The following is a 26,590-nucleotide window of genomic DNA, read 5'->3' on the forward strand; positions in this document are numbered from 1 at the left end:
TCAGGACGCGTTGGCTATCTGGCGCCCTGGTCGCCTTTGTCTCACTTGATCGTAATCTTGCCCTTCAGTCCCTTGTCGGCAAGGTCGGGAACCGACCAGGTATATTCGCCCGGGCGAACGGTATGGAACTGCACCTGGATCGTTCCCGCATCGTCGAATTCCAGCCAGGCTGGTCCGCCGTCCATATGCACTTCCAAATCGTTGATGACGATCTGGTCCATCCAGACATTGCGGAAGAGGTCGGTCACGAACTTGTATTCGAAACCGCCTTTGGAGGTGATCTTCCAGCGATAGCCCTGGCCGGCGATCAGCTCGAAATCCTTCTGATTGACGGCGTAAGTGGAATCGGCCGAACCGATAATCAATTCCGGCAGGTTCTTGCTGGCACGCGACGGTTTTGGCGTTGCATCGTCGGCGTTTGCTCCGATCGGAGCAAGGACAAATCCGGCGAGCGCGGCGAAGAAAAACCTGCGGCAAAGTTTCATGTCTTGACCTCCCGATGATCAATGTCTGCTATTTGGGCGAAATGACCACACCCCAGGGCTGCTGGCCCACGGTGAGCGATTGGACCGGCTCGTCGGTGGCCGTGTCGATGAAGGTGATATCGTTGGAATTGCCATTAGTGGTGATTAGCGTTTTCTGGTCGGGCGTGAAGGCCAGATGCCAGACGCGCTGGCCGACGAGGATGTATTTCTCCACCTCGTAGGTATCGGTATTGATCACCGCGACATGGTTCGCCGGGCCGAGCGCGACATAGGCTTTCTTGCCATCGGCACTGATGGCGATGCCTACCGGCTGGATGGTTTCGGCCCGTAGTCCCTGAATCGCGAACTGGATCTTCTTCACCACTTCGCGTTTGGCGTTGTCGATGACGCTGACGGTGCCGCCAACCTCGGCGCTGACCCAGACCTGCGTGCCGTCGGGCTTGAAGTCGGCGAAGCGCGGGCGCGTGTCGACCAGCACGTTGTCGGTCACCTCATGCGTGCCGGTGTCGATGAAATGCGCCATGCTGGTGGTTTCCGAGGTGTTGACCATGGTCTTGCCATCGGGGCTGACACCCATGCCTTCCGGTTCCACGCCGACCGGAATCTCGGCCAGGACTTGCTTGCTTTCGACGTCGATGGCGGTGACGAGATTATCGTCCTCATTGGCGACATAAAGCGTCTTGCCGTCCGGCGAGAGCACGAACAATTCGGGATCGGGGCCGGATGGCAGCGTACCGACGATTTCAAGCGTCGCGGTATCGATGATCTGGACCGTATCGTCATCGCTGGCGCATAGGTAGACGAATTTGCCGTCATGCGAGATGGTGATGCCGCGAGGTCTCTGGCCGACTTCAACTGTCTTCACCACCTGCATCGTCGCCGTGTCGACGACGGTCATCGTGTTGTCCTTCTCGTTGGAAACGTAGGCCGTATAGGCCGATGCCGGACTGGCCGTCAGGCCGGCCGCGAGAATGGCGAATGCGCAAGCTCGTTTCTGCACGCAAATTCCTCCCGATTGACTCTACTTGAGAGCGCATTTCGTTTCCGGCTGATCGACACCGAGCGTGTCGAGTTCGGAGACCTGGTGAAGATAGCCCTCTTGTGGCGATGTCGAGACGACGGACTTGGTGTCGCCAAGCAGGATCGGCTGGCGAAGCTGGAGGTTCCATTTGCGGAAGGTCAGCTTCTGCCCCTTGAAAGCAGCAACCGAAAAATCGTCAGAGCGCATGTAGTCGCTGATCTTTTTCGCATCGTCGCCCTTGGTGCGCGTGGTGGCCTCGCCGACGGCACGCACCGCCGTCCAGGCCGACATGTCCTTGGAGAGCATCCGCCGGCTCGTCGTCTTCAGGAAGCGGCTCTGCATCTGGATGCCGCCCCATTGTTCGCTGGCGGGATGCCACGACGATGCAACCAGACCGGCCGTGCCGGCGACCAGCCGCGGCGTCCAGGTGCGATAGGGCACGTAGGTCCCGAAAACCTCGCTTTCGTCGGCGACAAGCACCACGTCATGCTCCGGGAGATCTTGCGTGAACACGGAAATCTGCTGCTGTATCTGCGTGGCGCCGGTGTCGGTGCGCCTGGCTGTGCCGGTATCCTTGAATTCCTTCTCGGCGACGATCTGGCCGCCGAAGCGGGTTGCCGCGCGGCGCAACGCATCGGCGTAGAGATGATCCTGCTTATGCGATCCATAGAGCAGCACCCAATTCGGCCACTTCTTTACCATGAGATACTGCGCCAGCGCATCGGCCAGCATGCTGCGCGTCGGCGCGATATGGAAAACGTTGATGCGGCAGTCCTCCTCGCGAAGGCTGTCGTCGGTCGCGCCGACGTTGAAGATCAGCACGCCTTTTTCGCGGGCGATGTCGGCGATCGACAGCAATTGTTTGGCTGAAAGATCGGCGACCACATAGCGGTCGCCTTTGGCGATCATGTCCTCGAACGCCCGAACCGCGTCGCCTTCGGGTTTGATCTCGGTCACGTCGAGGCTGAATTTCTGGTTGGTGAACTTTCCCGTCGTATTGTTGTCGCCGATCGCCACCTCGGCGCCGGCGACACCTTCGTCACGTGGCGGCAGGTCGAGCATGGAAAGCGTCAATCGCGGTGCGTAGGCCCGCAAATAGCCTATTTTGATTTCAGTTGTCTTTTTTTCCGGCTTCGCCACCGTTTCCTGGCCTGTCGCGTCGGAAACGTTGACGGTCAGGGAAAAAAAGCACAAAAAGGCAGCGAGAGTGCCTGGCACCGCGCTCGTCATCGATAGTAATTACCCATTCTTGCGCAAAGGTTCGACTGTTGCCGGACCCGCGCCAAGTCAAGGTGCCCATGATCAGCTTAGCGGACCCGCAAAATTTATCAAACCCCATCGGGAAACTTTTCGCGTCTGCCGGAACGGTGCGGAAGGTCTCTGACTTTATCCTCCAAATCAACGGCTACGCTCATGCCGCCGTCCCGTCGCGGCCGGCAGCTGCCGCCAGCGTCGATTTGCGTGGCAACACCGAGGAGACGTGGCGCAGCGACGTCGACTGCCTTTATAAAAACGTCTTGTCCTCCAAGCTGGAGAAACTGTTCAAATGACCAGAATGCTGGCAAGCGTCACCGGCATCGAAGAGGCGGAGATCGCTCTTTCTGGAGGTGTCGATATCGTCGACCTGAAGGACCCGAAGGCGGGAGCCCTGGGCGCGGTGTCCACGGAAACCATGCGCCGAACGATTTCGTTCATCGCTGGTCGGGCTCCGGTCAGCGCCGTCTGCGGCGACCTGCCGATGGAACCTGAAACGATCCGCATCAAGGCCGAAGAGATCGCGGCGACCGGCGTCGACTATGTGAAGATCGGATTTTTCCCTTCGGCAAATATCTCTGCCTGCGCGGAAGCGCTCGAACCGCTCGCCGCACGAACGAAGCTGATTGCCGTGCTGTTTGCCGATCTGGCGCCGGAGTTCGAGCTTCTGCCGATGTTCGCCAGGCATCGCTTCCATGGCGTGATGGTCGATACCGCGCAAAAGGGGAAGGGCCGGCTGCTCGATCATCTGCCGCCGGAGCATATTCCGGGATTCGTCGATCGCACGAAATCGCTCGGTCTGATGGTCGGCCTGAGTGGATCGCTGGAAGCTCCGGATGTTCCGCGCCTCTTGCCTTTCGCTCCCGATTTTCTCGGCTTTCGGGGGGCGCTGTGTGGCCATTCCGGTCGCACGAGTTCGATCAGCGCCGAGGCGGTCTCGCAGATTCGAGAGTTGATCCCGGCGGAATCCGGGACCGGCGGTCAATCGAGTATCGACTATCGCCTGTTGGCGGCGAGAGGCTATTCGCCGGACACCGACCCGACACTGGGCACGGACAGGATTTTTGTGCGGGATTTTGTTCTGCCGGTCCAGATCGGTGCCTACAGCTTCGAGCATGGCCATACTCAAAAAGTGCGCTTTGATGTGACCGCCGACGTGCTGCAAATCACCGACCATCCCGAGGACATGCGCCATGTATTCTCTTATGACATCATCATGGACGGCATTCGCACCATCGTCGCGCGAGGCCATATCCAGCTCAGCGAGGCTTTGGCCGAGCAGGTGGCAGCGCACGTCCTGGAGAACCAGCGGGTCGTGCGCGTTACGGTAAGGGTGGAAAAGCTCGAGCTCGGTCCTGGCGGTGTCGGCGTCGAGATCGAACGCAAGCGCCAATCGGCGGGACGCGGCGCTGCCTCCGGCACTGCTGGCCGAAAAGACCGAAGCGTTGTCTTCCGGCCGCGCCAGGAACGCCCCGAAATGCTCCGACGGGCCATCGTCAAGCTTGGCGGCAGCACGGCCCACGCGGCGGAGATGAAGAGCTGGATCGCAGCGCTGGCGGGTTCCAGGCTGCCGATCGTCATCGTGCCCGGCGGCGGGCTCTTTGCCGATCATGTGCGCGAGACGCAGACACGCATGGATTTTTCCGACACCGCCGCACATGCCATGGCCATCCTGGCCATGGAACAGTTCGGCCATGTCATCCTCGACCGGGACGAAAGGCTGACGCCGGCACGGTCGCTGGACGAGATTGGGCGAGCGTTGGAGGCGGGGAAGGTTCCGGTGTGGCTGCCGTCGTCACTGGCACTGCCGGCGCTGGATGTTCCGGCCTCCTGGGACATTACCTCCGATTCTCTGGCCGCCTGGCTTGCCGGCAAGCTTGGCGCAAACGCGCTGTTGCTTATCAAGCAGACCGGTGCATTCTTCGACAGCGATACCGCTGACAGCCTTCGGACCCGAGGCATTGTCGACCCAGGCTTTGCCGCCATGCTGCCCGACGGCGTCGATTTCCATCTCGCCGGTCCTAAGGATGCTGCCGAGGCCGGCGCGATGCTCGCGTTGGGCAAGCTGCCCGGCATCAGGATCGTGGCTTCAACAGGGTCGTCGGCAAAGAAGGCGGGATAGCCGATGGTGAAGCTGCATGTGCCGCGCTGGGCATGGGTTTTGACGGGTTCCGGGCATTTCTTTACGGAGAGCTTCGCACTTGTTCGCCAACTCGAACATTGCGATGTCTTCGTGTCGAAGGCCGCCAACGAAGTGCTGCGCATGTACAAGCTTAAACTTGATTTCCCGGAGACGACGCGCGTGCTGCACGACAAGACCGCGAGTGCGATCCCTGTCGGCGAATTCTACCACGGCGTCTATCACACGGTCGTGGTGGCGCCGGCCACGTCCAACACGGTCGCCAAATGCGTGCATGGCATTTCCGACACGCTCGCCACCAATGTCTTTGCCCAAGCGGGAAAGTGCCGTGTGCCAGCCATCGTCTTTGCTTGCGACACCGCACCGGAACTCGAAACCCAGGCACCGCACGGGCTGGTCAAGGTCTATCCGCGCAGGATCGATCTGGAAAATACCGAGCAGTTGAAGAGTTTCGAGCGGACCCAGGTGGTCGAGTCGCTCGCTGATCTCGAAGCCTCGCTCACACGGCGACAGGCCGAACTCGCAAGCGATGGCTGAGCGGCTGGTTTTTCTTACCGGCCATCTGGCCAAGGCGCGGCTGGAACGGCTGCTGGCCGGGCTGGGCAAAACCGAATTCGCGTGGGAAATCGTCGACGTCGGCGTCAAGGTCGCCGCGCTGATGAGCGAGGACATTGTGAAGCGTCGGCTCACTCTGACAGGAGACGTCGACCGCGTCATCCTGCCCGGACGCTATCGGGGAAACATCGAGCACCTGTCGGAGCATTTCGGCGTGCCTTTTGTGCGCGGCCCCGACGAGATCGCCGACCTTCCGGCCTTCCTTGGCCGGGCGGGCAAACCGCCGGATCTGACGCGTCACGATATGCGCATCTTCGCCGAGATCGTCGATGCGCCGATGCTGTCGGTCGAGGCACTGATGGCGAGGGCCTCGATGCTAGCTGCGGCCGGCGCCGATGTCATCGATCTGGGCTGCCTGCCGGAGACGCCGTTTCCGTTGCTGGCGGAGGCTGTGCGAGCGCTCAAGGCACGGGGATTCATGGTCAGCGTCGATTCGGCCAGCGTGGACGAACTGACGATCGGGGCACGCGCTGGCGCGGACTATCTTCTCAGCCTCGATGAGAACACGCTGCCGTTGATCTTCGACCATAGGGCTACGGCAGTGTTGATACCGTCCACGCCTGGCGATCTGGATTCGCTCGGCCGGGCCATCGAAGCCGCGCAAAAGGCCGGCGTTGCCTTCATTGCCGATCCCGTGCTCGACCCGATCCATTTCGGCTTCGCCGTTTCACTCGGGCGCTTCATCGAGGCGCGGCGCCGCTGGCCGGACGTCGAATTGCTGATGGGCACCGGCAATCTCACCGAATTGACCGACGCGGACAGTTCTGGTGTTACGGCCGTTCTAGCGGGACTCTGCTCGGAACTCCGGATCCGAAACGTGCTGGCGGTGCATGTCAGCCCACACACGGTGCGGACGATCGAGGAGCACGATATCGCCCGCCGCGTCATGTTGGCTGCTTGCACGGACGGCGCCTTGCCGCGCGGCTATCACCCAGGCCTGTTGCAGGTCCACGATCGCAAGCCTTTCACAGCCTCAACCGACGATATCGAGGCATTGGCGGCCCAGGTGCGCGATGCCAACTTCCGGATCGCGGTAGCGGAGGACGGCATCCATGTTTTCAATAGCAAAGGGCATGCAGTTGCCACGGATGCGTTCGAACTTTTTGCCGGGCTGGACGTCAACGCCGATGGCGCACACGCTTTTTACCTCGGCGCGGAACTGATGAAAGCCGAGATCGCCTGGCGCCTCGGCAAGCGTTATGTGCAGGACGAGCCGCTCGCATGGGGCGTTGCCGCGCCGGCTCCCGAAACCGACCGTACCCGTCTTGCCGAGCCGGGTAAAACGCTCCGCGCAAGGAAAGAGCGCTAGACCATGCCCTACATTCGCGAATCGATCATCACGACGGTCAACAAGGCAGGCAACGTCCACATCGCGCCGATCGGCATCATTGCCGAGAATGACGGCTGGGTGATTGCGCCGTTCCGGCCGTCGGTCACGCTCGACAATCTCGCCGAAGTGCCGTTCGCCATCGCCAATTATACCGACGACGTGCGTGTCTTTGCCGGCTGCCTGACAGGCCGCAAGCATTGGCCAATCGTTCCGGTTGACGGGTTTCCCGTGCCGAGGCTCGAGTCGGCGCTGGCGTATTCGGGCCTCGAAGTCCAGGCGGTCGATGACAATGGCGTGCGCCCCCGCCATCTCTGCCGCGTGGTGCGGGAGGAAGTACTTGCGCCGTTCACCGGCCTCAACCGAGCCAAGGCGGCGGTGCTTGAGTTGGCCATCCTGGTCAGCCGGCTCGGCATGCTGCCGCGCGATAAGATCGAGGCGGAAATCGCCTACCTTTCGATCGCCATCGAAAAGACAGCAGGCGACGGTGAAAAGGAAGCCTGGGGCTGGCTGATGCAGCGTGTCAGCGATCATTTGACCGCCAAAGGTTCCGGGAGCAAGGACGCGCGGGCTTAGGCCGAGCGCCGCATCCTGCTTACGACGGATATCCCGCCAAAAGCGCTACCGCGGAAGCGGGTGCCGCGCTGCTCGCTTGGCCGCGAACGGTGTCATCCGCGGGGATGATGTCGGCGAAATCGACATAGCTGCGTTCCATGCGTTCGGCCAGTCGCCTGATCTGCCAGCGACCGATTCCGGCCCCGACGATCGGGACATCCCGAGGCAAGGTCCCGGCAACCAGCGACGCTGCATCATGCATTTTGCGCAGTTGCTGCTCGCTGAACCAGCGCGCGATTTCACCCCATTCCGGCGAGGTCAGGTCAGTGGCGTCGCGCCCGACCATGCGCGCCAGCCGCGCGATCGAACCATCCACGGTCTTTTCCTTGCCGTCGGCGGGAGGGTGCCTGTCGTCGTCCTCGTCGAGCACGCCCAGGATGCGGTGAGCGTCGGCGATCGAGGCGAAATACTCGTTCATCAGCGGCGTTAGCCTGCCATGGACGGGAGCCGACGAGGCTACGCCGAACAGGAATGTCCTGGTAAAGCCGGTATAGACCAATTCGCCGGTTAGAAGCCGTCCGGCGTCGGTGTAGCCGTCATTGGCCACGACGCCGTTCTTGATGGCAATGATATCGGTGGTGGTGGAGCCCATGTCGACGAACAGGGCATCGCCGGCGAGTTTTGCCACCAACAAGGCTGTCGCGTGCCAATTGGCGGAAGCCACATCGGCGGCTAGCTGCGCTGCCCGCTCAATCCCGACGAAACCGGATGGCCCAGCATAGACCAGCTTTTTGTCTGTGGGGAAATGGGTGGAAATCTGACCCAGCAGAGCCCCTACGCCGACATCGCGGGACGGAAAGATGTCCGACAGTTCGCCTGTCATGGTGAATGCGTTGAGATCCGCACCCGCGTAGATCGGAGCCGTTTCGTCGAGGGCTGAAGCCAGCTTGTGCAGCCCTTGCCAGAGCGGCGTTGCGATCGTTACCGCCTCGACGATGCGACCGTCTTGTGCGCGGGTCACCTTCAGATGTGCGCCGCCAATGTCGAAACCGGCAATGATGCCCTTTCTTTTTTCCACGCTTCAAGCTTTCATGACGGGGGCAATTGGTCGGTGAAAAAAGCGTTGCGTATCATTCCGGTTCTCGACCTGAAAGACGGCGTGGTGGTTCGCGCCCAGCAGGGAAAACGCGATCGCTACAGGCCGATCGTTACGCCGCTCAGCCGAAGCCCTGATGTCGTCGCGGTCGCTGAAGGACTGCGTGGGCTTTATCCTTTTTCGACCTTCTACATCGCGGATCTGGACGCTATCGAAGGCGGTGTGCCAAACAGCGACGCACTCGCCCGGCTGAGGACGATGGCGGAGCCGCCGGAACTTTGGGTCGATGCCGGTGTGGCCGACGAAAAGACACTTTTGGCGGCGCTTGCCGAACGCTCGCTGTCTCCTGTTTTGGGCTCTGAATCGCAGCGGGACGACATGTTGCTGCGGCGTTTTCGCGATCATCCCGATCTCATCCTGTCCCTTGATTTCGTGGGCGATAGTTTTTGCGGACCGCGTTCTCTTCTCGATGAGCCCGAGCTTTGGCCGCAAAAGGTGATTGTCATGACGCTGGCCAAGGTCGGTGCGGCCGCCGGTCCCGACTTCGGGCGGTTGCAGGAGGTCAAGGCCAAGGCCGGAAATCGCGCCGTCATCGCGGCCGGCGGCGTCCGAGATGAGACCGACATCAGCGCCTTGTCCGCGATGGGTGTCGCCGCGGCGCTGGTCGCAACCTCATTGCACAACGCTACGCTCACCCCCGGCCGCCTCGCGTCACTCGGCGCCTGACAATCGTCGCTCGTCAACTCCCGAAGGGCGAGCGCCCTTCGGGAGTTGACGTTTCAAAAGCCCAGAACCTTTTTCAGCCGGCGCAACAGACCATCCGTCTCAGAAGAGGGTTTTTCCTGTGCGGGGCTGTCTCTTGTCTAGGCTGCGAACGGATGCTTGACCTTGTCGCGCTGGGCCGTTGCTTCGGCGGCGGTCGGCGTTCCTGCAACGGCGCGCTGGATAGCTTCCTTTGTCGCCTCGTAATTGTATTTCTGGATCTTGGCGTCGTCCGCCGCGTCCCAATGGATGAATACCCCGACGCAGATGAACACGTCGTCCGCTTCGTTGGCCGGAATGGTCCCGTCCGCGACGCTGTCCTGCACGGCCTTTGCCACGGCGTGCTGCGCCGGGCCGAACATCTGGACCGCCTGCTTGGCGCCCTTGATCGTGACCTTGTTGAACATCACGGTGTTGGGCTTGCATTGAAGATTGGGCGCGATCACCGCCAAAAGCGAAGTAAAGCCGTCCTTGTTGTTGGTAAGCGCGTTGCAGAATGCCGTTTCGACCGCGCTCCCCCGCGGGCCGATGAGCAGGTCGACATGCGCGACTTCGTTGCCGTCTCCCACCAGCGATTCACCGACCATAACCTTTGAGATTTTTGCCATGCCAATTTCCTCCAAGACACAATTATGGTGTCCACGGACGCTGCAACCGAGCAGGCGCTCGATGGACAGCTATCCTTGTTGGCAGCGTCCGGATTTGCCCGGACCGGTTGGCTAGATAGCCGCGGAAGCACAGCTTCCGCTTTTCGAAGTCAAGCACCAACGCCGCGATTATGCAAGGTGAGGGCGAGGGTGTGGACTAAAAGAGTAGCCACGGTGAGGTCGGCCGAGGTGCCGGGATTGATGTTGTCGGCCTTCAGCCGACGGTCGAACTCCATGAGCAGGCGAATGCGCGACGGCTCGTCGCCCTCGGCATGGAGCGCCGCCTGGACGGCAACGGCTTCCTGCCGCGCCTGATTTGCGACGTCAACGCCATGCTTGCGCATCACATGGCTGTCGGGGAAGCCGGCGAGAAACGCCATGTAGACGAATACCGTCGGCCACATGCCGGTTTCTCCACGTGCCAACGCTCCATCCAGCGCCGCGAGCCCGACCCCGAACACGTCGCCGAAACAGCTGCCGTACTGGCGGGCGATCATGTCCCGGTCGGTGGCCTCCCGCATCGCGTCCAGCAAATGGATCTTCGGCTCCTGCCGCACATCGTTGGCGGCTTCTCCGAGGCCGCCTGGCGCGGCCGTGACGATCGCCTCGAACACCGCCTTGGTATCCTGCACGCTCAAAGCCCGAAGCAGCGAGTCGAGATTGTCCTGCAGTCTGTCACCGCTCATTTCGGCGGCGCATATCAGTGGCCCTGTCAGAAGGATGATTCCGAGATTGGTATTGGTTGCGACCGCCAGTCGGGTCGCGCGCACCGCCTCCAGCATGCGCTGTCCGACCGGCAGACGAGGATCGGTCAGCGGCCCGGAAGAAACCTCCGCACTCATCATGAATTGAGCGGCCGACATGCCGTGTCCGTCGGCGAACAGATGGACGTTGCCCGGTTTGAGGGCTTCGATCTCCATCCTGCAGGCATCCTTGTAGCTGGCCCGGAGGCGTTCACGCGATAGCGCCATCCTACGGGCCCTCACGAATTCGCAGGCGCGGCGAAACGGTAGGGCCGCGGCGCGGCGGCCGCTTCGGCGCGGTCGGCCAGGAGTTTCAGCAAGGCATCGGCGATTGCTTCGGCGATGTTCACGGCGACCACCGATTGCAATCCCGACCAGGCGGGCATGCTGTTCACTTCGAGTATGAACAGATTGCCGTCGTCAGCCCGCACGATGTCCACGCCGGCAAAATCCGCGCCGACCGCGGCTGACGCGGCGACAGCCAGCGAGGCCAGTTCCGCCTTGCCATGTTCGGAAACCTGTTCCGGCACGCCGCCCCTGTTGACGTTCGTGATCCAGTCGTCGCTGATGCGGCTCATCATCGCCACGGTCTCGCCGGCGCAGACAAAGACGCGAAAATCCCGGAAAGGCGGACCGGCACGCGACACATATTGCTGAAGGTAGTAGACGCTGTTCACCTCTTCTGCGGCCGGCAGGTCCGAGAGCGTGCGGATCAGCTTTATCCCGCGGCCTTGCGCGCCGAACAATGGTTTCAGCACCAGCGGTCCCCGCGGAAGCTCTTGCGCCGCGATCTCCTCGGCGACGGCAAGTCCTTCTACGGCAAAGGTGCGTGGCGTAGGCAGGCCGGCATTTTTCAGGAGGAATGTCGTCATCGACTTGTCGACGCAGCGCTCGATCGCCTGCGCGGAATTCCACACGGGAACCGACAGTCTGCTTAACGCGTGCAGCACGCCGAGGCGCCGGGTAATCGCTTCGAACGATCCGGCGGCGATCGAACGGACGAGCACGGCGTCGGGCAGCGTGCCGCCGAAGCCAGGGATCGAAAGCCCGCTCGGGCTGCTGGTGTCGAATGCGATCGCCGCCAGCGGCACGGCTGCAACGGCGGCGCCTCGCCGACCAAGCCCTGCCGCCAGGCCGTTGGAGCCGGTGTCCACTTTGTCGCTGACGATCAGGATGCGAGGGATCATGTGGCCTCTCGGGTACGGGAATGTCGGCGGCGCGAGCGATTCCACGCCCCAATGGCCGCGTCCGCGATGGGGCTGCACGAAATGCAGTCGTCGGGCAGGCGAATGACGGACGAATCCCTTTGCACCGCCATCCTCTTAGCCGAGACTCCGTTCGAGCATCTTCAGATCACGCCGACCGGCGCGAAACGTATCGCCGGTTTCGATCGCTGTCACGATCACTTCGGCCGGGCTGAACAGCAGCGGGTCGATGGCATAGAAATCGCCCTTGAACCGCGCAAAGATCTCGGCGAAGGGTTGGCCATAGTCCCGTGAGGCGCTGCTTGGGAGTTTTTCCGCGAGTTTGCCAGCTTCTTTCGCCGATCCTTTCACGAAGAGCTGGACGCTGCCGCCATAGATGATGGCATCGTTGGTTCGGCCCATGGCGGTCAGGAAATCCGGATGGGGGGCGGGGATCGGAGCCGTTCCGATGCCATCGACAACGTTCTCCAGCGGGAATTTGAGATCGTTGATCTTGTGCAGGGCAACCTCGAGCGCGCGCGCAACGATCTGCACGCCGCCGGCAAGGCTTTGTGTCGGCGCATAGAGGAAGGTGAGCTTTTCCGTCGCCAATCCAGTTGCCTTGCCCACTTTCTCAACGATCGCGCGGGGAGGCGGTTCGGCCGTCTCCAGGATAAGCACCGCGGACGATGCGATGTCGCGATAGGAAAGTGTTTCGAACAGCGGTTCGACCCGGGCGAGCGCCCGCGCCGGCCCAGATCCCATGGCGAAATAGTCCTGGCCAGATAGATTCCAGCCCGCATATTGGCTGCCCAGGCAGGCTAGCACCGGCTGCGAAGATCGCGCTTCGACGGTGAACGGCCATTGCTGTGACGCACGATCCATGAACACCGAAACGCTGCCGAGACCGCCCATCGCAGCCTCAGCCATGCGCAGCCCGGCTTCGACGCTGCCGACGGTCTTGGCGCCGGCATCGATCAGGCGCTCGCCCAATGGCCCCGTGGAGACGACGATACGCAGGCGTTCGGCGTCGTCGATCATGCCGTCAACGATGCGCTGTGCATTGTCGTTCAGGAATGCCGAACCGTCTTTCATGTCCGGTCTCCTTCCCATTGGAGTTGCAATTGACTGACTTGTCCCTTGATGAGCCGCTTGGTCGATTGGACGCTCGGACCGCGCGCGAAGACCGTGCAGACAGGGTCGCCGGCAATCAGACGGGTGCCAGCCGACTGCTGGTCCGCTGTCCATTCAGGCCAGGCGATCGACGGAAAGTGAGTGATTGGCGTCGCGGCGTAAGTCACCATCGACGCCATCGAATCGACGAAGCGCGGCAAGCGGAAGACCTGACCCGTCGCGGCGCGCAGATGCGCTTCGATCAATGGCGCTTCGACATCGTCGAAAATGTCGAGGGTGGCGCCTGGCCTCGGATTGATCTCGATGAACTTGTAGCCATCCGGCCCGCGGATGAGATCGGCGCTGCACAATCCAACCAGGCCGGCGCGCCGCGTCAGACTTGAGAGCCAACCGCCGATGAGCGCCGCCTGTCTGCGATCGAAGCGTCTCAACCGCACGGCGCCGCCGTAGCGATAGGGCGCTGTCGGGGAGGGGGACGTCCATTGTTGGCTGAAGCCCACGACGTGCGCGGTTTGCCCGTTGCCGACGAACAGGGCCGAGATGCTGCGACCGGCAACGAAGCGCTGGAAGTAGCGGCCGGCGGTCGGGCTTTCTCCGGTTGCTCGTCTGACGTGCCCGCCACCGGCGCCGCCCGCGGTCTTGGCCACCCAGTTCTCCGGATCAGGCGGCTGGTCCCATCGCAATTGCGGATGCGGGATGCCAAGTTCGGCGCAATCATCAGCCAGCAACTGCGGATCCTTGATCCTGCGGATCGCGCCGCCGCCATTGCCTGCGAGCGGAAAGTGTCGCGCGATCTTGTCCACGGTCTCAGGCATCCGCTCAAACCCAGAGCCCAGGATAATGGCGACCGGGAGGTCGTCGCCAGCCAATCGCCGAAGCGTGTCGATGATGCGCTCGCCATCGACGCCCCCCTGCAGGTCGCCTGGCAATATCGTCGCGCGTTCTGCGAGCGCGACGGTGTCCGTATCGCAAAAGAAATCGGCGACCAGCGGACGATAGCCGGCGCGACGCGCGGCGGCGGCCAGCGCCCGGCCTGAAATTGCCGCGATCAAAAGAGATCCGGCGTTACTTGGCAATCTCGCGTGCAAGGGAAAACGCTTCCTGAAAATCGAGCGTGATCGTCTTTTCGGATTCGATCATTCTTTTGAAGAGACCGAATTCGACCTTATATTTGACATTGCCGATGGCAAGCGGACCAATGCCGACAGCTTTTGCCGTTTCGAGTGGATCACCATTAGCATTGACGGCCAATCCTTCGATGCCGGCCGGGGGAACAGCATTGACGTCGGCCGCAATAAGCAGGTCATTGCCTTTCAATTGGGCTTTGGAGACCACTTGGACGCCGGCTTTAGCGCAAGCCAGGATAATTTCGTTTGCCTCGACCAGCTTTGTCTTGCGGGCGTCGCTCGATCCGTCAGCGGCATCGACGATGATGTTGAATCTGCTTTCGATCTCGGCCGCGATCTGCTTGACCCTTTCGATGCCGTCATGGCCGACAAGTGTGACCCGTGCACCTTCCTCTGCCGCGATGACGGCGGTGCAGAAGCCGACGACGCCGGTGGCGCCGAAAACAGCCACCCTCGTATCCCTGAGCCCACGCTGGAATTTCTTCTCCAGCGCCTTTTCGACCTTGGCCACCATCGCCGCGGCCGTGGTGAACGAGCCGGCCGGATCGGCAAATACCGAAACCTGGAAAGGCGGCACCATCGCCTTCTTCGCGGCGTCGAACATGTCGAGCGCCAACGAGGCATCCTTCCCGGCGATGAAGATGCCGGTGTCGACACCCGCATCCGGCGGGCGCGAAAAGATCGCGTCCTGGACCAGGCCTGTCACTTCGGCGAGGCTTACATCGACATAGGGGACGACGGCGTCGAAACCTGCGTCGAGCGCCATATTCACGTCGAAGGGGCTCATCTGCTTCAACGGTGTCAGCATGTGCAGGATGTGTTTGCGGGCCATTTCTTGCCTTTCTGCCTGAAACGGGAGCGTCAGCTGCCGACGAGATTCAGCCTGGTTGAGCTGATCTTCGCGCCGGAGTTCCTGCCCTTGACGATCTTGATCTCAAGGCCGTCTCCAACTTTCGTCTTCCGAACCGCGTCGACGAACTTGAGTGCGGCGTCATGCGATGGCGCGAAGGCAAAGCCTGTCGGCCCCCAGGAACTCTGGCCGATGCCGACGGCGCCTGCTTCATTGAGACGGTGGGCCGCCATCTCGACCCCCTTCGAGGTGAACACGCCGCCCTGCGCCGGGGCGAAATGGCTGCCGATCAGCATCTGTATCGCGGTGACGGCGGCGCCGAATGCCGGAAGGTCCCGCTCGACCAGAGCCGGCATAATGCCCATCAGCACCCTCCGGCAGATCTCCCCGCTGCCTGCCGTTGGGAATGGCGGCAGCGAACGAAACGCCGCGACCTCGGCAGCGCCATGCAGTCCATGCCCGGAATGGTCGAGGATGAGGATGACGCGCCACTCTTCCGGAAACGGCAGCCGCGCGACGACCGGAGGCGTTCCGCCGCGGTCGTTCTTGCCGGCGTCGACTATGACGCCGCCGTCTTCGAAACTTGCGATGCCGATGCCGGATCGGCCGCCCCGCTCGAGCAGGCTGGCGTCGCCGACGATATCCAGAGGCAAATTATGGAGAGTGCGCAATGCCGAGGCGACGGCAAGGGCGATCTGCGTGCCGGACCCCAGACCCGCATGACTGGGGATCGACTGCTCGACCACCAGATGGTGCTGGCCGCGAATGCCGAGATGCTTGCAGAGCGTCGACAGATGCTCGCTGGCGCGGGTGCTCTCGGAGTCTTCGACGATGGTCTCGCCGGACCGCGACAGGGTGACGACGGTTTCGGGTTCGCTCAATGGAAGCCCGACGCTGCCGAACCGCCGTCCGGCATCGCCATTGAGATCAAGGAAGCCAAGGTGCAGGCGAGCGGGCACTCGTATGGTAACAGAATTCGACATCTGCCCCCCGATGGGTGCATCATGGATGCATCATGGAAGTTTAGGTGCCCGGTACCATGATAACTGTTTTCGTCGATGGGGCAAGCCAAAGAGAATGCATCACGTGTTTGCCGGCTCCGGCGCGTAGACAGACCGAGCAATTCGCGGAGGTCGAGATGAACGAGACAGTCAAGGAAAAGGTCTATTCGGAAGCCGAGATCGCCGATCGGCTTGAGAAGGAGCTGCCGAAATGGCGTTATGAAAACGGCTGGATCCGGCGCAAGTACAAGACCCACAGCTGGAAATCGACGCTCATGGTCATCAACACGGTTGGCCATCTCGCCGAGGCGGCGTGGCACCATCCCGATATCACCGCCTCCTATGCCTGGGTCGAGGTGCGCCTGACGAACCACGCGGCGAAAGGCATTACCGACAAGGATTTCGAGTTGGCGAAAAAGATCGAGGATGTTGTCCAGTGGCAGCCGGCCAAGGAAGGCGGGGCACTGGAAGGCACTCCGCTGACCGATCAACGCTTCGCTTACGTCAAATATGACTAGGCAGGGTCGGAATTTGTTGACGCGTATGAAAACATTCGCTGATCCGCTGCAAGGTGGGGTTCACGGCCAATCCAGTTTCGTCTAGGATCGGGCCGGCACCAGAAAGTAGTTTAGCGAATGGCGGTTGCTTGGATCGGCAACCGGGAAGCGCTGATTGAGCGCGCGGCTGCGCATGCCGCGTCGCTATTGTCGTCAAGTCGGTGCCCGGTTTTCAGCTTTGATACGGATATAGACGGCACCAGGGCGGCGATCGCGCTGGCCGAGCGGGCTGGCGCGGCATACGACCATGCCGATGGCGCGGCACTTGCCCGGGAGACCGCGCTTTTTACCGACAAGGGGGCAATGACCGTCGCCCCCGGAGAGACGCGCCGGCGTGCCGATGTCGTGGTGATCGTGGGCGAGATCCCGCGGATCCATCATGGTCTTGTTGGCGAACTCGACGGGACGGTTCCCGACCTCTCGACCGGGAACCAGCGCGCGTTCTTCGTGGTAGGTCCAAACGGGATGTCCGTGCCGCCGCTGAACGGCGGGCGCAAGGCAACGCAACTTTCCTGTGGCCAAGCCAGCCTCGCCGCCACGCTAGCGGCACTGCGGGCACAGTACAAAGGGCAGCGTACATCGCAACCGGTGTCGAATTTCAATGATTTCGCCAAAGCTCTGGCGGCCGCGCATTTCCCCGTGTTCCTGTTTTCAGGCCACGCCGCCGAAGGCTTGGCATTGGAGATGCTGCAAGGACTGATCGCCGATCTCAATCGCAAATCGCGCGCATCCGGCCTTCATCTGCCGGCGAACGAAAACGGCTGGGGAAGCACGCTCGCCTCGGCCTGGATGACAGGTTTTCCACTGCGCACCGGCTTTGCGCGCGGCTTCCCGGAATTCGATCCCTGGCGCTGCGATGTGGCGCGCATGATCGCTGCCGGCGAAGCCGACCTGCACCTGCGGATCTCCGCCACAACGGCTCAACCGAAGGAAAAAAAGCGCCGCATCGCGCTGATTGCGTTGACGAAAACGCAAGAGCCGGTTGCCGGCGCCGCGGTCACCATCGCCATCGGCGAGGCTGGGGTCGATCACGATGCGGTTGTCTACTCCAGCCGCACGGGCTCGCTCAGGTCGATCGATGCGCAAGCGGCCTCGCAATTGCCCTCCGCCGCGACGATCATCCGCCTGATCGCTACCCATGCTTTCGCCGAGGCACTGCCATGCTGACGAAAATCGCCGGCGGCGACATCATCGATCCCGTCAACGGCCGTCTCGGCAAAGGCGACCTCTGGATCAAGGACGACAAGATCGTTCCGGCGCCGGCGGGAGGGGCGGCCGACCGGATCATCGAAGCCAGCGGCTGCATCGTGATGGCTGGCGCCATCGACATCCACTCCCACATCGGCGGCGGCAATGTGAACACCGCGCGGCTGCTCTTGCCCGAACAGCACGCCGCCCATCAGCCGCGGCCAGCAATGACGCCGCTCTCCAATGCCGGCTGGTCGACGTTCCAGACCGGCTGCCTCTACGCAAAGATGGGCTTTACGACGGTGGTCGAGCCGGCGATGTCGCCGGGAGCGGCGCTTCACACGCATCTCGAACTGGCTGACATCCCGATCATCGACAAAGCAACCCTCGCCATTCTCGGCAATGACGATTTCCTGTTGTCGATGATCCGCGACGACGCCCCCCGAACGATGATCGAGGACTATGTCGCCTGGACGGTCGCTTCGACGCGAGCGCTTGGGGTCAAGGTGATCAACGCCGGTGCGGCGGCCGCCTTCAAGGAGAACGTCCGCACCTTCTCGCTGGACGATGTCGTGCCTTCCTATGGCGTCAGTTCGCGCAAGATCGTCAAGACGCTGCAGGCCGCCGTCGACAGTCTTGGCCTGCCGCATCCCCTGCATGTCCATTGCAACAATCTGGGCAGCCCCGGATCGGCGGATACGGCGGCTGCGACGATTGCAGCGGCGGATGGGCTGCCGCTGCATCTCGCCCACCTCCAGTTCTATGGCTATGGCACGGAAGGAAAACGCGGGTTTTCTTCCGCCGCCGCACGGCTTGCCGAACTGGTCAACGCGACGCCGGAAGTCACCATCGATATCGGCCAGGTCATGTTCGGCCAGACGGTCACGGTGTCCTCCGACGTCATGCGGCAGTTTTCGGCGCGTGGCAGCGCGCACCCGAAAAAGACCGTCATTCATGATGGTGACGGCAATGGCGGCGGCATCGTGCCCTACAGCTATGGCAAGGACTTCTACGGCACGATGCAGTGGGCGATCGGGCTCGAGCTTTTTCTCCTGATCGACGATCCCTGGCGCGTGTTCTTCACCACCGATCACCCCAACGGTGCACCTTTTACCGCTTATCCGGCGCTGTTCGAACTGCTGATGAGCCGGGAAGCGCGCACCGAAATGACCGCTGGACTGTCATCATCCGCCCTGGCGCTCTCTACCCTGGCCGCAATCGACCGCGAATACACGTTTGAGGAAATCGCCATCATGACGCGCGCGGCGCCAGCCAAGCTGCTCGGCTTGACGGATCGAGGCCATCTCGGCGCCGGCGCAACAGCAGACATCGCTATCTATCGCAGGGACCGCAGTATCGCGAAAATGCTCGGACGGGCGGCGTATGTTTTCAAGGATGGCGATCTCGTCGTGCAAGACGGGGAAATCATCCATTACCGCTGGGGCAAGGCATTGAGGCTCAAGCCCCCTGTCGACAAGGCAATGGTGCGACGGCTCGAGGACTATCACCAGCAGCGCTACGGCCTGTCGCTGGACTGGTTCAATTTTCCGGATTCCGCGATTGCGCGCGAACAGCCATTCGGCGAGGTGCCATGCCGAACATGAGCGTCAATGGGATGACGATCGACGATACCTTCGCGGAAGCCTTCGGCATGCGCGCAACCGCCATCGTCATCACCGCGCCGAGCCGGAAATGGGCTCGCCAGGCGGCGATCACGATGACCGGCTTCGCCACCTCGGTGATCGGTTGCGGCTGCGAAGCGGCAATCGATCTCGACCTGCCGCCGTCGGCCACACCGGATGGCCGGCCGGGCTGCCGCGTCATGATTTTCGCGATGGGAACGGACGAATTGCAGAAACAACTGCTCAATCGTGTCGGCCAGTGCGTTTTGACCTCGCCGGGTTCCGCCTGCTTTGCCGGGCTGCAGGGCAGCGCCGAGCTCAAGCTCGGTTCGGCGCTGCGTTATTTCGGCGACGGCTGGCAAATCTCCAAGAAGATCGGCGACAGGCATTTTTGGCGTATTCCCGTCATGGATGGCGAGTTCCTGTGCGAAGCAACGACCGGACTGACGAAGGAAGCTGTCGGTGGCGGCAATTTCTTTGTCATGGCGCAAAGCAGCGCCAACGCTTTGGCCGCTGCCGGGGCCGCGGTCGCTGCGATCGGCATGGTGCCTGGCGCCATCGTGCCGTTTCCGGGCGGCATTGCCCGTTCGGGTTCCAAGATAGGTGGCAAATACAAAGGCATGATCGCCTCGGCCAACGAAGCCTACGCGCCGACGCTGCGCGGCGTCGTCGCGAGTGAACTCGGTCCCGACATCAACGCCGTCCTGGAAATCGTCATCGATGGTGAAACCAATGATGCAGTTGCCGCCGCGATGAAGGCCGGCATCAAGGCTGTCATAGAGCTCGGACCGAAAAGAGGCGCGGTTCGCATCAGCGCCGGCAATTACGGCGGCAAGCTCGGAAAATTCATCTACTCGCTGAAGAATATGCTGCCATGAAGGGGCTGACCTTCACCCTGGTTGCCGAGCCGCCGGAGCGCCTTGACCTGTCGCCGCTGACGCCGGAGCGGCTGGCCGGGATCGAAACGCGCGACGTCGAAACAATCCAGATCGGCATGTCGAAGCAGGGATCGAAGGTGGGCGACATTTTTCGCGTCGCCGGCAGCGATCCGACAAACATCGTGTTCGAGGGCGGAAGCACGCGCCTTGACCTTGTGGCGCAAGGCATGCGGGGTGGGTCGGTTCGCCTCGTTGGCAATGCCGGCGCCCAGGCCGGGCGCGCCATGCGCGGTGGCAAGCTGACGATCGAAGGCAATGCGGGTCCATACGCCGGCTCCGGCATGCGCGGCGGCAGGCTTGAGATAACAGGCAATGCCGGCGACCACCTCGGTGCGCCGCTCGTGGGGGAACTGGCCGGCATGAACGGCGGTGTGTTGATCGTCAGGGGCAAGGCGGGCGCCTTCGCGGCGGACCGCATGCGGCGCGGCCTGATCGCGGTGCTGAAAGGCTCCGGCGACCTTGCCGGCAGCCGCATGATCGCCGGCACGCTGGTGGTGGCCGGTGGCACCGGCGAGATGCCCGGCTATTTGATGCGTCGCGGTTCGATCCTTCTCGATCGCGCGCCGGCACGCATGTCGCCGAGCTTCGTCGAATGCGGCGCGCCCGAGAGCGTTTTCGCCGCCATCATCGATCGTCATCTGATCGCCGAGGGCATTTTGAAACGGCCGCTTCTGGGGAGCGCACCGCGCAAATATGGCGGGGATAACGCAGTGCTCGGAATGGGCGAGGTTCTTTTTTCGCGCTGAGATCCGTCGACACAAGAACCATAGGATGGCAGGACGCAAGTGCTGCCGCTGGTTGGCAGTAGGGGGCGACCGTCATCCGACCCGCAACGTGGAGAACACATGAAAATCATCTCTCAAACGAAAGCCCATGGCGGCGTGCAGGGCGTCTATTCCCATTTGTCGACGAGTTGCCGTTGCGACATGATTTTTGCCGTTTTCATACCTCCGCAGGCGCGGGAGGCGCCTTGTCCCGTTGTGTGGTATCTCTCAGGCCTGACGTGCACCCACGCCAATGTAATGGACAAGGGCGAGTACAGGCGCATGGCCGCCGAGCTTGGCCTGATCGTCGTTTGTCCCGACACCAGCCCGCGCGGGGCCGACATTCCGGATGAAAAAGACAACTGGCAGTTCGGCTCCGGCGCCGGCTTCTATCTCGATGCGACGCAAGAACCTTATGCGAAGAACTATCGTATGTATTCCTATGTCACCGAGGAGTTGCCAGCTCTCATCGCGGCTGAATTTCCAGCCGATATGGCGCGCCAGGCTATCTCCGGCCATTCGATGGGCGGGCATGGCGCGCTGACGATTGCCTTGAAGAATCCGCAGCGTTTCAAGAGCTGCTCGGCGTTCGCCCCGATCGCCCAGCCAAGCACCGCCGGCTGGTCGAGACCGGCCTTTGAGAAGTATCTGGGCAAGGATGAGGCCTTGTGGCGAACCTGTGACGCGACGTCGCTCATCGACGACGGATACCGTTTCCCCGAATTTCTGGTGGATCAGGGAACGTCGGATGGATTTCTTGACGACGGGCTGAGGCCCTGGCTGCTTGAGGCGGCCTGCGCCAAAGCGGGTATTCCGCTAAAATTGCGGATGCAGGATGGATATGATCACTCGTATCTTTTCATCTCCAGCTTCATGGACGACCATCTGAGATGGCATGCTGAGAGGCTTTGATCTGGGCAGGCCGAAGGCATGGCCAGATGCAAACAAGTTATCGAATCCGACGCCTTACACCGAGGGCGCCGCGCCTGCCGCCGTCAATTGCTACACATTCAGCCCCGACGCCGCCCACGCGAAAGAACTGAAAGCAGTAGCCGACCTCAATGAGATCCCCGAGCCGCCCTGCGGCGAAATGCCTGACGGCATCCAGTATTTCGAGGTGCCCACGGGTGAGGGGCGCAAGGTGCTGTTCGTGCGGATAAGGCAGGACGAGCAGACGCTGGAGGTGTTGCCTTAGAGATAGGAGGCGGGATCAGAGCCTGATCCGATTGAGTGAATTGCCTTCTACGCCTCTACGTATTCCGCGAGGCTGACACCCTTGGGCACATCCAGCCCATCGGCTCGCAAACCTTCGATGTGAAAGCGTATTGCATCGCGGATCTCGGTTTCCACTTCAGGCACAGTGGCACCTGTCGCGATGCAGCCGGGTAGGTCCGGCACATAGGCAGAGAAATTACTTCCTGCTTTTTCAATCACCACCGCGTAACGCATGTCATCACTCCTTCAAACCTGACTGCTTGAGGATGCTGTTCAGTGTTCCCTGTGCAACCTCTTCAGACGGCTTGCCAGCCACGGTGACGCGGCCGGCTTTGACTTCATGCTTATATTGGCGATGGCTGCCCTTGGTTGCAACCAGATACCAGCCGTCGGCCTCCAGCAGGCGAATGATCTCGCGAACTGTAAGCCGAGGTGGCACTAAACCTCAGCTGCACCCGCTCGTCGAACCACACGTATCGCACTTCTCACAGGTCCCATTCCGCACCATGGTGAAATTCTGGCACTCGGAGCAGGAATTGCCGGTGTAGCCCTGGAGCAGGGATCTTGCACGGCGGTCGTTGGCGAGTTTCTTGGCTTCGGCCGCCTCAACGGCCGCGGCATCGGTGAACAATCCCGCCGTGGCGTCGGAAGCAGCCGCTTCCTCGAAGGCGATGTCCTCGGCCAGTTCCTTCGCCCGCTCCTCATAGTCGCGCTTGTAGGCGACCGCTTCGTCGCTGGCCGGTTTCAGGGCCAGCACGTTGGAGCCGGAGAAGGCGGTCGGCACTGAGCGGGCAGGGGTGCCCGAGGGAGCCGCAAAGCCTTTCGGATCGTTGCCGCTGACGCGCGACACCAGCTTCACCGGCGAGGCGCCGCGGGTCAGGCCCTTGGAGACCGCATCCGTCTTGCCTTCGCTGATGCCGCGGCCAAGTGCGGTGTTGGAAAAGTCCGACTGGTCGACATGAGCGAGATCGTTGCGCCCGAGATAGGAGATCGCCAGCTCGCGGAACACGTAGTCGAGGATCGACGTCGCGCTCTTGATGGCGTCATTGCCCTGCACCATGCCGGCCGGCTCGAACTTGGTGAAGGTGAAGGCGTGCACATATTCGTCGAGTGGCACGCCGTACTGCAGGCCGAGCGAAATGGCGATGGCGAAGTTGTTGAGAAGGCCACGCAAGGTCGCGCCTTCCTTGTTCATGTCGATGAAGATCTCGCCGAGACGGCCATCGTCATATTCGCCGGTGCGCAGGAAGATGGTGTTGCCACCGATCTTGGCCTTCTGCGTGTAACCCTTGCGGCGGCCGGGCAGCTTTTCCTGCTCGCGCGACACGCGCTCGATGATGCGCTCGACGATCCGCTCGGTGATCTGTGCGGCACGTGCTGCCGCAGGTGCGGCGAGCAGCTGCTCGACGGCATCATCCTCGTCGTCCTCGCCATCGGCGAGCAGCGAGGAATTGAGCGGCTGCGACAGTTTCGAGCCGTCGCGGTAGAGCGCGTTGGCCTTCAGCGCCAGCTTCCACGACAGCATGTAGGCGCCCTTGGCGTCTTCCACCGTCGCGTCGTTGGGCATGTTGATGGTCTTCGAGATGGCGCCGGAAATGAAGGGCTGTGCCGCCGCCATCATCTGGATGTGGCTGTTGATCGAAAGCGAGCGCTTGCCGATCTTGCCGCACGGGCTGGCGCAGTCGAACACCGCCAGGTGTTCGGCCTTGAGGAAGGGCGCGCCTTCCAGCGTCATCGCACCGCAGACATGGATGTTGGCGGCCTCGATGTCTTTGCGGGAGAAGCCCAGCGCCGGCAGGATCTCGAACGAGAAGTCGTTGAGCTGCTCGTCGGTGAAGCCGAACGTCTCCTTCACCCAGTCGGCGCCGAGCGTCCACTGGTTGAAGACGAACTTGATGTCGAAGGCCGACTTCAAGGCTGCGTTGAGCGCCGCGATCTTGTCGTCGGTGAAACCCTTGGCCTTGAGCGCGCCGGGGTTGATGGCCGGCGCCTGGTTGAGGTTGCCGTGGCCGACCGCATAGGCCTCCATCTCGGCGATCTGGGCTTCGGAGTAGCCGAGCGTGCGCAGCGCTTCCGGCACGGCGCGGTTGATGATTTTGAAATAGCCGCCGCCGGCCAGTTTCTTGAACTTCACCAGCGCGAAGTCGGGCTCGATGCCGGTGGTGTCGCAATCCATGACCAGACCGATCGTGCCGGTCGGCGCAATCACGGTCGCCTGCGCGTTGCGGTAGCCATGCTCCTCGCCGAGTTCGATGGCGCGGTCCCAGGCGGCCTTAGCGTGGGTAGCAAGGTCCTGCTGCTTCAGGTCGGAAGCGACCAGCGGCACCGGATTGACGGCGAGCTTCTCGTAGCCCTGCTTCTCGCCATAGGCGGCACGGCGATGGTTGCGCATGACGCGCAGCATGTTCTGCGCATTGCGGTCGTAGTCGGCGAAGGCGCCGAGCTCGCCGGCCATCTCGGCCGAGGTGGCATAGGCCATGCCGGTCATGATCGCGGTGAGTGCGGCGCAGATCGCGCGGCCTTCATCGGAGTCGTAGGGAATGCCCGACGTCATCAGCAGGCCGCCGATATTGGCATAGCCGAGGCCGAGCGTGCGGTATTCGTAGGACTGCTTGGCGATCTCCTTCGACGGGAACTGCGCCATCATGACCGAGATTTCGAGAACGATGGTCCACAGCCGCACCGTGTGCTCGTAGGCTGCGATGTCGATCGTGCCGTCGGCGTTGCGGTAGGGCAGCAGATTGATCGAGGCGAGATTGCAGGCCGTGTCGTCGAGGAACATGTACTCCGAGCACGGGTTGGACGCCCGGATCGCACCAGCGGAAGCGCAGGTGTGCCAGTCGTTCATCGTGGTGTTGAAATGCAGGCCCGGATCGGCCGACGCCCAGGCGGCGTAACCGATCTTTTCCCAGAGATCCCTGGCCTTCAGCGTTTTCATCACCTTGCCGTCCTTGCGGGCGGTCAGGTGCCAGTCGGCATCGTCCTCGACGGCGCGCAGGAAATTGTCCTTCAGCGACACCGAATTGTTGGAGTTCTGGCCCGAAACCGTGAGGTAGGCATCCGAATCCCAGTCGGTGTCGTAGGTCTTGAACGACATCGAGCTATAGCCCTGCTTGGCGAACTGGATGACGCGGTAGATGTAGTTCTCCGGCACGGCGGATTTCTTGGCCGCCTTGATCTCGCGCTTCAGCGCGGAGTTGATCGACGGGTCGAAGCAGTCGTCGCCATTGCCTTCGCAGTTGACGCAGGCCTTCATGATCGCTTCGAGATGCTTCTTGACGATCTTCGAGCCGGTCACCAGCGAGGCGACCTTCTGCTCTTCATTGACCTTCCAGTCGATGAATTCCTCGATATCGGGGTGGTCGGCGTCGACAATGACCATTTTGGCGGCGCGGCGCGTGGTGCCGCCCGACTTGATGGCACCCGCCGCACGGTCGCCGATCTTGAGGAAGCTCATCAGGCCCGACGAGCGGCCGCCGCCGGACAGTTTTTCGCCTTCGCCGCGCAGCAGCGAGAAGTTGGAGCCGGTGCCGGAGCCGTATTTGAACAGGCGCGCTTCACGCACCCACAGGTCCATGATGCCGCCCTCGTTGACGAGGTCGTCCTGTACGCCCTGGATGAAGCAGGCATGCGGCTGCGGATGCTCGTAGGAGGATTTCGACTTGGTCAGCTTGCCGGTGAACGGGTCGACATAGAAGTGGCCCTGGCTCGGGCCGTCAATGCCATAGGCCCAGTGCAGGCCGGTGTTGAACCATTGCGGCGAGTTCGGCGCGACGCGCTGGGTGGCCAGCATGTAGGCAAGCTCGTCGCGGAAGGCGCGCGCGTCTTCCTCCGACCCCTTGAAGTAGCCGCCTTTCCAGCCCCAGTAAGTCCAGGTGCCGGCAAGCCGGTCGAAGACCTGGCGGGCGTCGATCTCGGAACCGTAGCGCTCGGCTTCCGGCAGCTTCGCCAGTTCCGCCTCATCGGCGACGGAGCGCCACAGGAAGGAGGGGACGTCGTTCTCCTCGATCTTCTTAAGGCGTGCGGGGACACCGGCCTTGCGGAAATATTTCTGCGCCAGGATATCGGCTGCAACCTGGGAGAACTGCGCCGGCACGTCGATATTGTCCAAGCGGAACACCACCGAACCATCCGGATTCTTGATCTCCGAAAGCGCCTTGCGGAATTCGATCTCCGCATAGGCAGATTGTCCTGGCTTGGTGAAACGACGCTCGATGCGCATTGGTCCGGTCCCTTTTGTCTATATATAGCGCTTTTCCCAAGGGATTTCTGCCCCCGATGCGAAACGCGCATGTCCGCCGTCTGCCGGGCGTTCGAAACGACCGGCTATCCATTTTCGCGGTCTCCGCCGGCCCTGCTGGTCAA

27 protein-coding genes are annotated in these 26,590 nt (G+C 62.1%); 13 read left to right on the plus strand and 14 right to left on the minus strand.

Features of this window, described 5'->3' with window-relative positions; all coding sequences use genetic code 11:
• Positions 1-41: 41 nt before the first annotated feature.
• The 3 genes from EOA19_RS08710 to EOA19_RS08720 are packed head-to-tail and all read right to left on the minus strand — an operon-like array spanning position 42 to position 2,736.
• A complete protein-coding gene (locus tag EOA19_RS08710; protein WP_127259695.1) occupies positions 42-485 on the minus strand; it encodes a hypothetical protein in 444 nt (147 codons plus the stop codon).
• 28 nt (positions 486-513) lie between these two features.
• Entirely contained in the window at positions 514-1,485 is a 972-nt protein-coding gene (locus EOA19_RS08715) for a YVTN family beta-propeller repeat protein (protein WP_023810412.1), read from the minus strand.
• A gap of 21 nt (positions 1,486-1,506) precedes the next feature.
• Positions 1,507-2,736 (minus strand): ABC transporter substrate-binding protein, encoded by a 1,230-nt coding sequence (locus tag EOA19_RS08720; RefSeq protein ID WP_128303322.1) that lies wholly within the window; start codon positions 2,734-2,736, stop codon positions 1,507-1,509.
• 38 nt (positions 2,737-2,774) lie between these two features.
• Between EOA19_RS08720 and EOA19_RS08725 the strand changes: the two genes are divergently transcribed.
• The 5 genes from EOA19_RS08725 to EOA19_RS08745 are packed head-to-tail and all read left to right on the plus strand — an operon-like array spanning position 2,775 to position 7,418.
• The gene (locus EOA19_RS08725; protein WP_128303323.1) at positions 2,775-3,056 is read left to right on the plus strand and encodes a DUF2380 domain-containing protein; all 282 of its coding nucleotides are present in this window, start codon (positions 2,775-2,777) and stop codon (positions 3,054-3,056) included.
• The gene (locus EOA19_RS35830) at positions 3,053-4,882 is read left to right on the plus strand and encodes a (5-formylfuran-3-yl)methyl phosphate synthase (RefSeq protein WP_128303324.1); all 1,830 of its coding nucleotides are present in this window, start codon (positions 3,053-3,055) and stop codon (positions 4,880-4,882) included. Before EOA19_RS08725 ends, EOA19_RS35830 begins: the two co-directional genes overlap by 4 nt.
• A 3-nt stretch (positions 4,883-4,885) precedes the next feature.
• Positions 4,886-5,437 (plus strand): flavoprotein, encoded by a 552-nt coding sequence (locus tag EOA19_RS08735; RefSeq protein ID WP_023810415.1) that lies wholly within the window; start codon positions 4,886-4,888, stop codon positions 5,435-5,437.
• Positions 5,430-6,824 carry a DUF6513 domain-containing protein gene (locus EOA19_RS08740; protein ID WP_128303325.1) on the plus strand — a complete coding sequence of 465 codons (1,395 nt, stop codon included), beginning with the start codon at positions 5,430-5,432 and terminating at the stop codon, positions 6,822-6,824. The genes EOA19_RS08735 and EOA19_RS08740 overlap by 8 nt, the downstream gene beginning before the upstream one ends.
• A 3-nt stretch (positions 6,825-6,827) precedes the next feature.
• Entirely contained in the window at positions 6,828-7,418 is a 591-nt protein-coding gene (locus EOA19_RS08745; RefSeq protein WP_128303326.1) for a DUF447 domain-containing protein, read from the plus strand.
• 19 nt (positions 7,419-7,437) lie between these two features.
• Here EOA19_RS08745 and EOA19_RS08750 read toward each other — a convergent pair whose 3' ends face one another.
• The gene (locus tag EOA19_RS08750) at positions 7,438-8,475 is read right to left on the minus strand and encodes a hydantoinase/oxoprolinase family protein (RefSeq protein ID WP_128303327.1); all 1,038 of its coding nucleotides are present in this window, start codon (positions 8,473-8,475) and stop codon (positions 7,438-7,440) included.
• 33 nt (positions 8,476-8,508) lie between these two features.
• Between EOA19_RS08750 and EOA19_RS08755 the strand changes: the two genes are divergently transcribed.
• Positions 8,509-9,219: a HisA/HisF-related TIM barrel protein gene (locus tag EOA19_RS08755; RefSeq protein ID WP_128303328.1), complete on the plus strand. Its 711-nt coding sequence runs from the start codon at positions 8,509-8,511 to the stop codon at positions 9,217-9,219.
• A 137-nt stretch (positions 9,220-9,356) separates the two neighbouring features.
• Here the strand turns inward: EOA19_RS08755 and fae are convergent, their stop codons facing one another.
• The 7 genes from fae to EOA19_RS08790 all read right to left on the minus strand — a co-directional run bounded on the left by fae (position 9,357) and on the right by EOA19_RS08790 (position 15,923).
• Positions 9,357-9,863, minus strand: coding sequence for a formaldehyde-activating enzyme (gene fae, locus EOA19_RS08760; RefSeq protein ID WP_013532036.1), 507 nt, complete (start codon positions 9,861-9,863; stop codon positions 9,357-9,359).
• Positions 9,864-10,012: 149 nt separating this feature from the next.
• Positions 10,013-10,873, minus strand: a complete 861-nt coding sequence (locus tag EOA19_RS08765; protein WP_128303329.1) for a triphosphoribosyl-dephospho-CoA synthase — start codon at positions 10,871-10,873, stop codon at positions 10,013-10,015.
• An 11-nt stretch (positions 10,874-10,884) separates the two neighbouring features.
• The gene (locus EOA19_RS08770; RefSeq protein WP_128303330.1) at positions 10,885-11,832 is read right to left on the minus strand and encodes a RimK family alpha-L-glutamate ligase; all 948 of its coding nucleotides are present in this window, start codon (positions 11,830-11,832) and stop codon (positions 10,885-10,887) included.
• Between the two features lie 135 nt (positions 11,833-11,967).
• The gene (gene mch / locus EOA19_RS08775; protein ID WP_128303331.1) at positions 11,968-12,924 is read right to left on the minus strand and encodes a methenyltetrahydromethanopterin cyclohydrolase; all 957 of its coding nucleotides are present in this window, start codon (positions 12,922-12,924) and stop codon (positions 11,968-11,970) included.
• A complete protein-coding gene (locus EOA19_RS08780; protein WP_128303332.1) occupies positions 12,921-14,015 on the minus strand; it encodes an ATP-grasp domain-containing protein in 1,095 nt (364 codons plus the stop codon). The genes mch and EOA19_RS08780 overlap by 4 nt, the downstream gene beginning before the upstream one ends.
• 13 nt (positions 14,016-14,028) lie before the next feature.
• The gene (locus EOA19_RS08785; RefSeq protein ID WP_023810423.1) at positions 14,029-14,922 is read right to left on the minus strand and encodes an NAD(P)-dependent methylenetetrahydromethanopterin dehydrogenase; all 894 of its coding nucleotides are present in this window, start codon (positions 14,920-14,922) and stop codon (positions 14,029-14,031) included.
• A 29-nt stretch (positions 14,923-14,951) separates the two neighbouring features.
• Positions 14,952-15,923 (minus strand): beta-ribofuranosylaminobenzene 5'-phosphate synthase family protein, encoded by a 972-nt coding sequence (locus EOA19_RS08790; RefSeq protein ID WP_128303333.1) that lies wholly within the window; start codon positions 15,921-15,923, stop codon positions 14,952-14,954.
• 155 nt (positions 15,924-16,078) lie between these two features.
• On the opposite strand from EOA19_RS08790, the gene EOA19_RS08795 reads away from it, so the two are divergent.
• From EOA19_RS08795 to EOA19_RS08825, 7 genes are all read left to right on the plus strand, one after another.
• A complete protein-coding gene (locus tag EOA19_RS08795) occupies positions 16,079-16,459 on the plus strand; it encodes a 4a-hydroxytetrahydrobiopterin dehydratase (protein ID WP_013532029.1) in 381 nt (126 codons plus the stop codon).
• A 117-nt stretch (positions 16,460-16,576) separates the two neighbouring features.
• Positions 16,577-17,665: a tungsten formylmethanofuran dehydrogenase gene (locus EOA19_RS08800; protein ID WP_128303334.1), complete on the plus strand. Its 1,089-nt coding sequence runs from the start codon at positions 16,577-16,579 to the stop codon at positions 17,663-17,665.
• Positions 17,659-19,290 (plus strand): formylmethanofuran dehydrogenase subunit A, encoded by a 1,632-nt coding sequence (locus EOA19_RS08805; RefSeq protein WP_128303335.1) that lies wholly within the window; start codon positions 17,659-17,661, stop codon positions 19,288-19,290. Before EOA19_RS08800 ends, EOA19_RS08805 begins: the two co-directional genes overlap by 7 nt.
• On the plus strand, positions 19,278-20,186 hold the full coding sequence (gene fhcD, locus EOA19_RS08810; RefSeq protein WP_128303336.1) for a formylmethanofuran--tetrahydromethanopterin N-formyltransferase: 909 nt from the start codon (positions 19,278-19,280) through the stop codon (positions 20,184-20,186). The genes EOA19_RS08805 and fhcD overlap by 13 nt, the downstream gene beginning before the upstream one ends.
• Positions 20,183-20,992: a formylmethanofuran dehydrogenase subunit C gene (locus EOA19_RS08815; protein ID WP_128303337.1), complete on the plus strand. Its 810-nt coding sequence runs from the start codon at positions 20,183-20,185 to the stop codon at positions 20,990-20,992. The genes fhcD and EOA19_RS08815 overlap by 4 nt, the downstream gene beginning before the upstream one ends.
• Before the next feature lie 99 nt (positions 20,993-21,091).
• Positions 21,092-21,922, plus strand: coding sequence for an S-formylglutathione hydrolase (fghA, locus tag EOA19_RS08820; RefSeq protein ID WP_128303338.1), 831 nt, complete (start codon positions 21,092-21,094; stop codon positions 21,920-21,922).
• The gene (locus EOA19_RS08825) at positions 21,906-22,205 is read left to right on the plus strand and encodes a hypothetical protein (protein WP_245486111.1); all 300 of its coding nucleotides are present in this window, start codon (positions 21,906-21,908) and stop codon (positions 22,203-22,205) included. The genes fghA and EOA19_RS08825 overlap by 17 nt, the downstream gene beginning before the upstream one ends.
• A 47-nt stretch (positions 22,206-22,252) precedes the next feature.
• Here EOA19_RS08825 and EOA19_RS08830 read toward each other — a convergent pair whose 3' ends face one another.
• From EOA19_RS08830 to EOA19_RS08840, 3 genes are read right to left on the minus strand one after another with little or no spacing between them, the layout of a single operon-like run.
• A complete protein-coding gene (locus EOA19_RS08830) occupies positions 22,253-22,459 on the minus strand; it encodes a type II toxin-antitoxin system HicB family antitoxin (protein ID WP_127293307.1) in 207 nt (68 codons plus the stop codon).
• A 4-nt stretch (positions 22,460-22,463) separates the two neighbouring features.
• Complete coding sequence (locus tag EOA19_RS08835) at positions 22,464-22,664, minus strand: type II toxin-antitoxin system HicA family toxin (RefSeq protein WP_023810432.1); 201 nt, start codon at positions 22,662-22,664, stop codon at positions 22,464-22,466.
• A gap of 6 nt (positions 22,665-22,670) precedes the next feature.
• Complete coding sequence (locus EOA19_RS08840; protein WP_128303339.1) at positions 22,671-26,447, minus strand: vitamin B12-dependent ribonucleotide reductase; 3,777 nt, start codon at positions 26,445-26,447, stop codon at positions 22,671-22,673.
• Positions 26,448-26,590 lie beyond the last annotated feature (143 nt).

It is taken from the genome of Mesorhizobium sp. M7A.F.Ca.US.010.02.1.1 (genome assembly GCF_004023085.1).
Lineage (GTDB): Bacteria > Pseudomonadota > Alphaproteobacteria > Rhizobiales > Rhizobiaceae > Mesorhizobium.